Source organism: Streptomyces alboniger (assembly GCF_008704395.1).
GTDB classification, from domain to species: Bacteria; Actinomycetota; Actinomycetes; order Streptomycetales; family Streptomycetaceae; genus Streptomyces; species Streptomyces alboniger.
On sequence record NZ_CP023695.1, the window covers coordinates 3,348,860 to 3,360,009 of the forward strand.

Consider the following 11,150-nt stretch of genomic DNA (forward strand, 5'->3'; position numbering starts at 1 on the left):
GGATCAGAACACGTACTTGGAGCAGCTCGTGACAAGGTCAGTCATAGTCAACCCCCGGCGCCGTGCCCTGCTGGCAGCCACCGCGCTCGCTGCCGTGGGCGCGCTGACCCTCACAGCCTGCGGCGGAGACGCGGACGCCGACAACGACAAGAAGGGTGCGAGCGCCTCCGCCAAGGGCGCCGACATCACCATCTCCTCCAAGGACGGCGCCACCGACGCCTCGATCAACGCCACCGGCGTCAAGGTCAAGGGCGGCAAGCTGACCAGCGTGAAGATGACGTCCGTGACGTCCGGCGCCGCCGTCGAGGGCACCATCTCCGGTGACGGCACCACCTGGAAGCCCAAGGCCCAGCTGGAGCGCGGCACCAAGTACAAGGTGACCGCCAACGCCAAGGACCCCAAGGGCAACGCGGCGACGGAGAACGCGACGTTCACCACCGTCTCCTCGGCCAACAGCTTCATCGGCAGCTACACCCCCGACGGCGGCGCCAAGGTCGGCGTCGGCATGCCGGTCTCCTTCAACTTCGACAAGCCGATCACGGAGAAGAAGGACGTCCAGTCGCACATCACGGTGACGTCCACCAGCGGCCAGAAGGTCGTCGGCCACTGGTTCGGCAATCAGCGTCTGGACTTCCGTCCCGAGGAGTACTGGAAGGCCGGCTCCAAGGTCACCATGAAGATCAACCTGGACGGCGTGAAGGGCGGGAACGGCATCACCGGCGTGCAGCACAAGACGGTCACCTTCACCGTCGGCCGCGCGCAGGTCTCCACCGTCGACGTCAAGACCAAGAAGATGACGGTCGAGCGGGACGGCAAGGTCATCAAGACCGTCCCGATCTCCGCGGGCAGCCCGTCGAACCCGACGTACAACGGCAAGATGGTGATCTCCGAGAAGTTCACCCAGACCCGTATGAACGGAGACACGGTCGGCTTCGGCGGGGAGTACGACATCAAGGACGTGCCGCACGCCATGCGCCTGTCCACGTCGGGCACCTTCATCCACGGCAACTACTGGGGTTCGCCGTCCATCTTCGGCAGCGCCAACACCAGCCACGGCTGTGTGGGCCTCCAGGACGCGCGCGGCGCCGGCGACCCGAACACCATGGGCGCGTGGTTCTTCAACAACTCCCTGATCGGTGACGTCGTGAACGTCACGGGCTCCCCGGACAAGACGATCGCCCCGGACAACGGCCTCAATGGCTGGAACATGTCCTGGAGCGAGTGGACGGCGGGCAGCGCGAGCTGACGCACCCCTTTCGGGGGGCGCGTCTCCCGACGACCGGCGCGCGCCTCGCGCGCCCCTCAACTGAGCGAGCCACGTGGGAACTTCCCTCGTGGCTCGCGCGTTTTCCCGTTCCCGGACATGATGTCCGACCCAGGGGCTACGGTATGCACTCACCAGGTGACATGCAGCAACGCCGGGAGAAGCCTTGAGCGTTCCGTACGAAACGGCGTACGAGCCACCCGAGTCGCCCGAGCCACACTCTCCGGAGGAGCACCTCGAGCGACTCCTCGGCCGTGCCCTGAACTCCTTCGACCTGCCCGACGAGGTCATAGGCCGCCTCGAGTCGGCTCTCGCGCACGACAGTTCCCTGCACTCCGCGCACCACAGCGCGGGCCTGCACCGCGAGACGTACAGACACACCTGGCTGCTCGCCGACGCCTCCGTGCTCACGCTCTGGGAGCTGGTCCACAACACCACGCCGGGCAGCGCCCCGACGTATGAGGTCTACGCCGACGAGGAGGAGGCGGGCGTCGCCACCTCGCGGCTGCCACTGCCGCCCGACCCGCCGCCGTGCGGCCGGCCCGTCATGCTCCAGCTGCCCGCCGACTCCGGGCCCAGCCACGCGTACTCCCCCGACAACTCCGCGGACCACGCGCGCCGGCTGCTGCGTCGCGCGGAGAACGCCGAGGACCGGCCCGGGGAGGACATCGCGCGCCTGCTGCGCGCGGCGTTCGCGCACCAGATAACGCAGGCGTTCGGCCGTCCCGGCCTGAGCGGTGAGGCGCGCCTGAGCTTCTCGCTCTACGAGCACGCGTTCCTGCTCTTCGACGGCGGCGAGATCAGCCTGTGGGAGGTCGAGCACACGCTCACCCCCGACGGGCGCCACATGTGCGAGGTGTACGCCACCGAGGACGCGGCCCGCGCGGCGATGGAGCGCAGGGCGACGGGCGCGGCTCCGGGGCAGTAGGCCCGTGGGCCTTAAGGGCGGCCGTCGCCGTACTGCTGTACGAGACCGGCGAAGGCCGCCCGCTCGTCCGCGGTGAGTTCCACGGCCTCCGCGCGCGGCGGGCCCTGCTGACCCGGGAGCGCGCGGAGTGCCTGTGGCGCGCGCCACGCCTGCGCCTCGGGGCGCTCCCTGCGCATCACCCGCACCAGACCGACGGCCCAGACCGCGGTCGCCACGGCGAGCACGGCCAGGCCTATCTGCTGAACGATCGAGATATCCCGGAGCATGCGGCCCAGTAGACAACACGCCCCGAGGCTTCCGACAGGGGAGTTATGGGGCTTAGGTCCCGAAGTGACGCATGTCGCATCCCTCCCTCCCGTCCCGGATCAGGCGGCGGCCGAGGACGAGCAGGTCATGAACAGAGTCCTGATGCTCCATCAGCAGGCCTCCATACCAAGACTCGTACTACCCCGAAGGCCGTCGCCTGTGCCCAGCGTCAGGGAATCAACACGGGCTCCCGCTCGGGCAGTTCCTCCGCGGCCGCCGCCTCTTCGGCGCCATTCACCTGGTGCTTCGGCTTCGCCGGGAGCGCGAACATGACGAGGAAGATGACCGCGAGCACGCCCACCGCCCACCACAGCGCGTTCTGGAAGCCCGCCACGTACTCCGCGGGGAGCCGGCTCGGTGCGACCCCCTCGTCGATCACGCCGTAGAAGACCACCGACACCAGGCCGAGGCCGAGCGCCGTGCCCATCTGCTGCACGGTGTTGATGAGTCCGGAGGCCGAGCCCGCGTGTTCCCGCGGCACGCCCGAGAGGACCGCGTCCGTCAGCGGCGCCACGATCAGGCCCATGCCCACGCCCATCACGGTCAGCGGAAGCGCCATCTGCCAGGACGTGAGGCCCGCGCCGTACCGGCCCGCCTCCCAGATGTAGAGGAGCAGGCCCGCAGCCATGGCCAGGGCGCCCGCCTGGAGCACCTTGCGGCCGAAGCGCGGCACCAGCTTCTGCACGGACGTGGCGGCCGCCACCGAGACGGCGACCGAGAACGGCACCCCGGTCAGGCCCGCGTGCAGCGGGGTCCAGCCGAGGCCGTACTGCATGTACAGGGTCCAGACGAGGAAGAAGATGCCCATCGTGACGCCGAACACGGTCTGCACGGCGATGCCCGCGGCGAAGCTCTTCACCTTGAACAGGGACAGCTCCACGAGCGGCGAACCGTCCTTCGCCGTCTTCCACTTCTCGTACCCGACGAGGGCGCCGAAGACGACGAGGGAGCCGGCCATCATCAGGTGGCCCCAGACGGGCCAGCCCAGCTCACGGCCGCGCGTGAGGGGGTAGATCAGCATCAGCAGGCCGAGCGTGACCAGGACGACGCCGACGAGGTCGAGCTTGAGGGCCCTCGGGGCCTTGGACTCGGTGATGAACTTGCGGCCCAGGATGATTCCGGCGACGCCGACCGGCAGATTGATGAGGAAGATCGGCCTCCACTCCAGGCCGAGGATGTTCCACTCGGTGAGCAGCGCGCCCAGCAGCGGCCCGGAGACCGCGCCGAGACCGACGACCATGCCGAAGAGCCCGAAGACCTTGCCGCGCTCGTGGGCGGGGAAGGTCGCGTGCACGATCGACAGCACCTGCGGGACCATCAGCGCGGCCATGCCGCCTTGCAGGATGCGCGAGGCGACCAGCATCTCCGGGTTGACCGCGAAGCCGCAGAGCGCGGAGGCGACGGTGAAGCCGGTGATGCCTATCAGGAACAGCCGCTTGCGTCCGTGGATGTCACCGAGCCGTCCGCCCGTGATGAGTCCGGCGGCGAAGGCGAGGGTGTAACCCGCGGTGATCCACTGGATCTGGCTGAAGGTGGCGCCCGCGTCCCGCTGGATGGACGGGATCGCGATGTTGACGATCGTGACGTCGACCAGGTCCATGAAGGCGGCGGTCATCACGATGGCCAGGGCGAACCAACGTCGCCGGTCCGACCGGGGCCCGGCGTCGGGGAGGGTGCTGGTGGGAGAACTCATGCCGGAAGGCTAGGAGCCATATAGGTCATAAGAGGTCCTACATCACCGGCATCCTGATCCCATGAGGACGAGAACAGGAATGGGAACGAGGGCGAGAACGACGACGAGGATGAAGAGGATGAAGAGCGTGAAGGCAATGACGCCTCGGGCGTACGCGTGACAGGGGCGACGGGCGCGCAGACTCCCATCCGGCTGCTGCAACTGCTCTCCCTCCTCCAGACCCCCCGCGAGTGGCCCGGCAGCGAACTCTCCGAGCGGCTCGGGGTGAGTCGGCGGACGGTGCGGCGCGACGTGGAACGGCTGCGGGAGCTGGGCTATCCGGTGCAGGCCGCGCAGGGCTCCCTCGGCGGCTACCGCCTGGTCGCGGGCAAGGCCATGCCGCCGCTGGTCCTCGACGACGAGGAGGCCGTGGCGATCGCGGTCGGGCTGCGGGTCGGGGCGGGGCACGCGGTGGAGGGCGTGGAGGAGGCGTCGGTACGGGCGCTCGCCAAGCTGGAGCAGGTCCTGCCGGCGCGGCTGCGCCACCGGGTCTCCGCGCTCCAGACCGCGACGATGCCGCTGACCAGCGGGGACGGTGCGAGCATCGCGCCGGAGACGCTGACGGTGATGGCGTCGGCCGCGGCGGGCCACGAACGCCTGCGGTTCTCCTACCGGGCGGGGGACGGCACGGAGACCCGCCGCCTGACCGAGCCGTACCGCCTGGTCTCGACGGGGCGGCGGTGGTACCTCGTGGCGTACGACATCGACCGCGAGGACTGGCGGACCTTCCGCGTCGACCGGGTGACCGAGCCGTTCGCCACAGGGGCGCGGTTCGCACCGCGGGAGCTGCCGCAGGGGGACGCCGCGGAGTTCATCCGGCAGTCGGTCCGGCGCGGGCAGCAGTCGGCGTACGAGATCGACGTGACGTTCGCCGCGTCGGCGGAGTTCGTCAGGGCGCGGCTGCGGTCGTCGCTCGGCACGGTCGAGCCGCTGGGCACCGGCCGCTGCCGCCTGCGCGGCACGGCGACGGACTCCGTCGAATGGCTGGCGGTCCGCCTGGCCGTAATGAACTGCGACTTCACGGCCCACGGTCCGCCGGAACTGGTGAGGTGCCTCAGCGAACTGGGCCACCGCCTGACCCGGGCAGCGGAATCCCGGCCCGAGGAGTGAGGCGCGGGGCAGCCAACTCCCCAGCCGGGGCAAGGCAGCCGAGGGCCGGCCGCCCCTAGGCCACCGCGTCGAACCCCGTGTCCCGCGCCAGCTTCTTCAGCTCCAGAAGCGCGTGCTTCTCGATCTGCCGGATCCGCTCGCGGGTGAGGCCGTGCTCCTTGCCGACCTCCGTCAGCGTCCGCTCGCGGCCGTCGACGATGCCGTACCGCATCTTGATGATGGACGCGGTGCGCTGGTCGAGGCGGCCTATCAGGTCGTCCAGCTCCTCGCTGCGCAGCAGGGAGAGGACGGACTGCTCGGGCGAGACGGCCGAGGTGTCCTCCAGGAGGTCACCGAACTGGGTGTCGCCCTGGTCGTCCACGCCCATGTTCAGCGAGACGGGGTCGCGGGCCCAGTCCAGGACGTCGATGACGCGCTCGGGCGTCGAGGACAGCTCCGCGGCGATCTCCGCGGGCTCCGGCTCCCGGCCGTGCTCGCGGTTGAACTCGCGCTGGACGCGGCGGATCCGGCCCAGCTCCTCCACCAGGTGGACGGGGAGGCGGATGGTGCGGGACTGGTCGGCTATCGAGCGCGTGATGGCCTGGCGGATCCACCACGTGGCGTACGTGGAGAACTTGAAGCCCTTGGCGTAGTCGAACTTCTCGACGGCGCGCACCAAGCCCGCGTTCCCCTCCTGGATCAGGTCGAGGAGGGGCAGGCCGCTGCGTGGATAGCGGCGGGCGACCGCGACCACCAGCCGGAGGTTCGAGCGGATGAAGACGTCCTTGGCCCGCTCACCGTCGGCGACGAGGGCTTCGAGCTCCTCGCGGTCCGCGGTGACCTTGCTGTCCTCGACCTCGCCGTCCAGGATCTTGCGGGCGTACACACCCGCCTCGATGATCTGGGACAGCTCCACTTCCTTGGCGGCGTCGAGCAGTGGCGTACGGGCGATCTCGTCGAGGTACATGCCGACCAGGTCGCGGTCGGCGATCTCCCCGCCTACGGCGCGAACACTGCGTGCCGCATCGGTCTCGCCGGAGGCGGCGGACTTACGACGGGCGACGGCACGGGTTGCCATGCGTGCTCCCTTGCGTGTGGTTGTCCTGGTCGGCCCTGGGGCCTCTGTGTCGGCCCTTACTGGGGCCTCTGTGGCGGATGGCACACCTTCGAGTGCCCTGCATCCGATGGAAACAACGACTGGAATCCGGACAGAATTCCCAAGCCGCGCATCTTTTTTCCCGGCGGTGCAGTACCCTGTGGCGCCACGCGGGGAGGCCGGATGATTTCGGAACGTACAGAGGTGCAGGTCAGGCCGGGGGTCGAGACGGATCTCGAAGCCCTCACAGACCTCTACAACCACTACGTACGTGAGACGGCCGTCACCTTCGACACCGTCACCTTCCTGCCGGAGGAGCGCCGCACCTGGCTGCTCTCCCACCCTGAAGACGGCCCTCACCGCCTCTTGGTTGCTCAGGAGCGGCAGACCGGCGCCCGCCCGGGCCGGCTGCTCGGGTACGCCACCAGTAGCCCTTTCCGCCCCAGGCCCGCTTACTCCACTTCCGTGGAAGTCAGCGTGTACTGCGCGCCGGACGCCGCCGGGCGCGGCATCGGCACGCTGCTCTACAAGACGCTCATCGAAGCCCTGGAGGGCGAGGACCTGCACCGCGCCTACGCCGGGATCGCCCAGCCGAACGCGGCCTCGGTCCGCCTCCACGAGCGCTTCGGGTTCCGGCACGTGGGGACGTACGAGGAAGTGGGCAGGAAGTTCGGGCGGTACTGGGACGTCGCCTGGTACGAGCGCCCCCTCGGCCCGCGGACCTAGGCCGCGAGGCCGATCCGGACGAGTGGATCAGCGGCCTACCGTCCCCGCATGACCGACACCACCGGCATTCTCGACGAGGCCCTGACACGACTGCACGGCTTCGGCCCCGAACGGGAGGGGCGGCTCACCAATCACGCGCCCATGGCCGTCGAGGCGCTCGCCGCGCACGGACAGTCGAGAGCGGTCCATCAATGGCTTGATCTTTACGCCCGGAAGTTGGAGGACCTTCCCGCGCCCTTCGCCCCGATCACCGACGCCGACCGCGAGACCGCGCTCGGCGACCCGCGCCGGGCCGCGGACTGGATCGCCTACTTCCGCCGGGAGATCGAGGAACGCCCCTGGCGCGAGGTGCTCGCCGAGTGGTGGCCGCGGCTGCTCCCCGGTATGTACGGAGGTTCGACGCATCCGGTGATCCGGGTGGGCCACGCCGTGCGCGCCCTGGAGCAGGGCGAGGCCACCACGCCCCGCCTCGCCGAACTCGCGCACGGCCTCGGCTACTGGGCCGCCCGGCACCACCCGGTCACCGGCCTGGTCGAGCTGCCGGGCGCCGCGACCGCGGCCGACGCCCTGGACGCGGTGGTGCCCATCGACGACCGGACGGAGGGCGGCTTCCCCGCACGGCTCGGCCGCGTACGGGCGCTGCCGGTGGGGGCCGGCTGCGTGAGGAGTCCCGACGACGCGCGGCGCATGCTGACCGAGCTGGTGGAGGCGGCCACACATCGGTACGCCACGCACGGCCACGGCGACGAGATCATGCTCGTGCACGCGGCGACGGCGCCGAACGCCGTGCTGCGGGCGCTGCCCGCGCTGCCGCGGGAGCTGTGGGCGCCGAGCCTGCGAGCCGCCTGGACGGCGTCCGCGGCGGTCACGGCGATGTACGCGCCGGACGCGGCGGTCGCGTACGAGCCGCGTGGCACGTTCGCCGCGGAGGAGGTCGTCGAGCTGGCGCTCGCGCACGGGGACGAGCACGTCATCAAGCTGACGGACACGGCTCTGGACGTGGGCGGCGAGCGGGCCCTGGCCGCGGCCCTGCGGGCCGTCGAACTGAACGAGCCGCTCAGGTGACCTGAACGGGCCGCTCACACAGGCGAGCACCCCGCGCGGTTCGTTCAAAGTTCAAGAACAGGCCTCGTACAGTGGAGTACATGGATATGGCACCCACTCCTCCCCCGGACGGCGAGCCCCGCTGGCTGAACGGCGACGAGCAGCGCGTCTGGCGGGCCTACCTCCAGGCGACCACGCTCCTCGACGACTTCCTCGACCGTCAGCTCCAGCGCGACGCGGGCATGCCGCACGTGTACTACGGACTGCTGGTCCAGTTGTCCGACGCCCCCCGGCGGCGGCTGCGGATGACCGAGCTGGCCAAGATCATGAAGATCACCCGCTCTCGGCTCTCGCACGCCGTCGCGCGCCTGGAGAAGAGCGGCTGGGTGCGCCGCGAGGACTGCCCCTCCGACAAGCGCGGCCAGCTCGCGATCCTCACCGACGAGGGGTTCGAGGTACTCGCCAGGACCGCCCCGGGCCATGTCACCGCCGTACGCCAGTCGCTCTTCGACCGGCTCACCCCGGAACAGCAGAAGTCCCTCGGCGAGATCATGACGATCGTCGCCGAGGGACTTCAGCCGAAGGAGGCCGGGGCCGACCTCCCGTGGCTTCGCTAGGTGCTCCGCCGAGGGGGACCGGTCAGTGCACGAGCACCGGGACCTTCAGCTCGTCCTCCGCGCCGTCCTGCGCGGACGCCTCGGGGCCGCCCTGGTGGCCGGTGTTGATGAACGTCGCCGCGATCACCGCGGAGACCACCAGGATGCCGACCGCCCACCAGATGGCGCTGGTGTAGCCCTCGACCATGGCCTGGGCCTGGACGAGCTTCGGGTTGGCGGCGCCGGCCGCGTGGTCGGCGAGGTACGCGGACGTGGCGGAGGCGGCGATGGTGTTCAGCAGGGCCGTACCGATGGCGCCGCCGACCTGCTGCGAGGTGTTGACCATCGCGGAGGCGACACCGGCGTCACGGGGCTCGACCCCGTGCGTGGAGAGCGACATGGCGGGCATGAACGCCGTACCCATGCCGAGGCCGAGCATCAGCTGCGCCGGCATGATCAGCCCGGCGTACGAGGAGCCGACCTCCAGCTGCGTCAGGAGCAGCATGCCGACGGCGGCGAGCAGGAAGCCCGGGCCCATCAGCAGACGCGGCGGGACGCGCGTCATGAGGCGGGCGCCGATCTGCGTGGAGCCCACGATCATGCCCGCGATCATCGGCAGGAAGGCGAAGCCGGTCTTGACCGGGGAGTAGCCCTCGACGATCTGGAGGTAGTAGGTGAGGAAGAGGAACAGGCCGAACATCGCGATGACGGCGAGGCCGAGCGAGAGGTAGACGCCACCGCGGTTGCGCTCGGTCAGGACGCGCAGCGGGAGCAGCGGCGACTTGACCTTGGCCTCGGTGAGGACGAACGCGGCGAGCAGCACGGCCGACGCGACGAACATGCCGATGGTCACGGAGTCCGACCAGCCGTCGGACTCGGCGCGGGTGAAGCCGTAGACGAGCGCGACCAGGCCGAGGGTGGACAGGACCACGCCGGGGATGTCGAGCGGCGAGCGGTTGCGGGTGCCGGCCGGCTCACGGATGACGAAGTAGGCGCCCAGGGCCGCGACCACCGCGAAGGGGATGTTGACGAAGAACGTCCAGCGCCAGTTCAGGTACTCGGTGAGGAAGCCGCCGAGGATCAGGCCGACGGCGCCGCCGCCACCGGCGATCGCGCCGTAGATGCCGAAGGCCTTGGCGCGCTCCTTGGCGTCGGTGAACATCACCGCGAGCAGGGAGAGCGCGGCGGGCGCGAGCAGCGCGCCGAAGACGCCCTGGAGGGCGCGGGCGCCGAGCATCATGGCCTCGCCGGTCGCGGCACCGCCGAGCGCGGAGGCCGCGGCGAAACCGATCAGGCCGGTCACGAAGGTGCGCTTACGGCCCCACAGGTCGGCGATGCGGCCGCCGAAGAGCAGCAGACCGCCGAAGGCGAGCGCGTAGGCCGTGATGACCCACTGGCGGTTGCCGTCGGATATGCCGAGGTCCTCCTGGGCGGAGGGCAGCGCGATGTTCACGATAGTCGCGTCGAGGACGACCATCAGCTGGGCGAGGGCGATGAAGACGAGGGCTTTCCAGCGCCTCGGATCCGTTTCTGACATGGAGAGAGCCACCTAGCGGTACGAAATGGTCAAATACAGCGAAAGAACAGGGATACAAACAGGGATAACGAAGCGAGGTCAGCGCTGCCGGAGGTCCTCCAGAGTCGCCGCCTCCCCCGGAAGTTCGGAGCGGGCGGGCGCCATCAGGCCGTCGAGGAACAGCTGGAGATGGCGGTGGACGAAGCGGTCCATGTTCGGGCAGGGGGTGCCGGGCAGGGGCCGCCCGAGCTGGGAGAGGGCGACCAGCAGGTCGCCGACGGCGATGTCGGTGCGCAGCTGCCCGGCCGCGCGGGCCCGCTCCACGAGGTCCTCGATGGAGCGCTCCAGACGCTCACGGGCGTCCAGCAGGTCGGGGTGGTCGGGGTCGAAGCCGGTCTGGAGCATCGGGCACAGGGCGCCGATGCGCTCGTCGGCCGCGGCGTGCACGAAGGTGCGCAGCGCCGCGAAGGAGGCGTCCTGGTCGGCGTCCGCCGTGGCCACGCCCTGTTCGGCGAGGGCCGCGACGCGGTCCGTCACGGAGAGGACGACCTGACGCACCAGCTCGCCGCGGTCGGCGAAGTGGCGGTAGACCGTGGCGTTGCCGACGCCCGCCCGGCGCGCGACCTCGTCGAGGGGCACGTCGGGCCCGTGCTCCACGAACATCTCGCGCGCGGCGGCGACGATCCGCTCCCGGTTGCGCAGGGCGTCGGCCCGCGGGCGGGGGGCCCGGCGCTGCGGGGCGGTGGCGGTGTCCACGGCTTCTCCTCTGGTCCTCTGCCGGTCTGCTGGGTGCTGGTCTGCCGACCGGGTCTGCTGGTTCGGTCCGCTGCCGGCTCGTCCCCGGTGATGCGGG

Annotated in this window: 11 protein-coding genes; 6 read left to right on the top strand and 5 right to left on the bottom strand. The window is 70.4% G+C overall.

All coding sequences use genetic code 11. The annotated features are described in order from the left end of the window. The first annotated feature begins 28 nt into the window (after positions 1–28). Positions 29–1,246 (top strand): L,D-transpeptidase, encoded by a 1,218-nt coding sequence (locus CP975_RS14685; protein ID WP_246201511.1) that lies wholly within the window; start codon positions 29–31, stop codon positions 1,244–1,246. Positions 1,247–1,430: 184 nt separating this feature from the next. Continuing rightward, positions 1,431–2,192, top strand: coding sequence for a DUF6227 family protein (locus CP975_RS14690; RefSeq protein ID WP_055527937.1), 762 nt, complete (start codon positions 1,431–1,433; stop codon positions 2,190–2,192). 11 nt (positions 2,193–2,203) lie between these two features. On the opposite strand, the gene CP975_RS14695 is transcribed toward CP975_RS14690, so the two are convergent. Both CP975_RS14695 and CP975_RS14700 read right to left on the bottom strand, forming a co-directional pair. Continuing rightward, the gene (locus CP975_RS14695; RefSeq protein ID WP_055527939.1) at positions 2,204–2,458 is read right to left on the bottom strand and encodes a hypothetical protein; all 255 of its coding nucleotides are present in this window, start codon (positions 2,456–2,458) and stop codon (positions 2,204–2,206) included. 209 nt (positions 2,459–2,667) lie between these two features. Continuing rightward, positions 2,668–4,191, bottom strand: a complete 1,524-nt coding sequence (locus CP975_RS14700) for an MFS transporter (RefSeq protein WP_055527940.1) — start codon at positions 4,189–4,191, stop codon at positions 2,668–2,670. A 156-nt stretch (positions 4,192–4,347) separates the two neighbouring features. Between CP975_RS14700 and CP975_RS14705 the strand changes: the two genes are divergently transcribed. Continuing rightward, entirely contained in the window at positions 4,348–5,340 is a 993-nt protein-coding gene (locus CP975_RS14705) for a helix-turn-helix transcriptional regulator (protein WP_055527941.1), read from the top strand. 55 nt (positions 5,341–5,395) lie between these two features. Here CP975_RS14705 and CP975_RS14710 read toward each other — a convergent pair whose 3' ends face one another. Continuing rightward, entirely contained in the window at positions 5,396–6,397 is a 1,002-nt protein-coding gene (locus CP975_RS14710; RefSeq protein ID WP_030786332.1) for a sigma-70 family RNA polymerase sigma factor, read from the bottom strand. 201 nt (positions 6,398–6,598) lie between these two features. Here CP975_RS14710 and CP975_RS14715 point away from each other — a divergent pair, with 201 nt between their 5' ends. The 3 genes from CP975_RS14715 (at position 6,599) to CP975_RS14725 (ending at position 8,802) form a co-directional block, all read left to right on the top strand. Further along, entirely contained in the window at positions 6,599–7,141 is a 543-nt protein-coding gene (locus tag CP975_RS14715) for a GNAT family N-acetyltransferase (RefSeq protein ID WP_055527942.1), read from the top strand. A 48-nt stretch (positions 7,142–7,189) separates the two neighbouring features. Further along, entirely contained in the window at positions 7,190–8,206 is a 1,017-nt protein-coding gene (locus CP975_RS14720; protein ID WP_055527944.1) for a questin oxidase family protein, read from the top strand. Between the two features lie 80 nt (positions 8,207–8,286). Further along, a complete protein-coding gene (locus CP975_RS14725) occupies positions 8,287–8,802 on the top strand; it encodes a MarR family winged helix-turn-helix transcriptional regulator (protein WP_055527946.1) in 516 nt (171 codons plus the stop codon). Between the two features lie 22 nt (positions 8,803–8,824). Here CP975_RS14725 and CP975_RS14730 read toward each other — a convergent pair whose 3' ends face one another. Both CP975_RS14730 and CP975_RS14735 read right to left on the bottom strand, forming a co-directional pair. Then, entirely contained in the window at positions 8,825–10,318 is a 1,494-nt protein-coding gene (locus CP975_RS14730) for an MFS transporter (protein WP_055527947.1), read from the bottom strand. Between the two features lie 78 nt (positions 10,319–10,396). Next, complete coding sequence (locus CP975_RS14735; RefSeq protein ID WP_055527949.1) at positions 10,397–11,053, bottom strand: TetR/AcrR family transcriptional regulator; 657 nt, start codon at positions 11,051–11,053, stop codon at positions 10,397–10,399. Positions 11,054–11,150 lie beyond the last annotated feature (97 nt).

Bases quoted from the DNA above. Each gene is read 5' to 3' on its own strand.
- CP975_RS14730 (WP_055527947.1), bottom strand. From the start codon at position 10,318: ATGTCAGAAACGGATCCGAGGCGCTGGAAAGCCCTCGTCTTCATCGCC.
- CP975_RS14695 (WP_055527939.1), bottom strand. From the start codon at position 2,458: ATGCTCCGGGATATCTCGATCGTTCAGCAGATAGGCCTGGCCGTGCTC.
- CP975_RS14720 (WP_055527944.1), top strand. From the start codon at position 7,190: ATGACCGACACCACCGGCATTCTCGACGAGGCCCTGACACGACTGCAC.
- CP975_RS14700 (WP_055527940.1), bottom strand. From the start codon at position 4,191: ATGAGTTCTCCCACCAGCACCCTCCCCGACGCCGGGCCCCGGTCGGAC.
- CP975_RS14710 (WP_030786332.1), bottom strand. From the start codon at position 6,397: ATGGCAACCCGTGCCGTCGCCCGTCGTAAGTCCGCCGCCTCCGGCGAG.
- CP975_RS14725 (WP_055527946.1), top strand. From the start codon at position 8,287: ATGGATATGGCACCCACTCCTCCCCCGGACGGCGAGCCCCGCTGGCTG.
- CP975_RS14715 (WP_055527942.1), top strand. From the start codon at position 6,599: ATGATTTCGGAACGTACAGAGGTGCAGGTCAGGCCGGGGGTCGAGACG.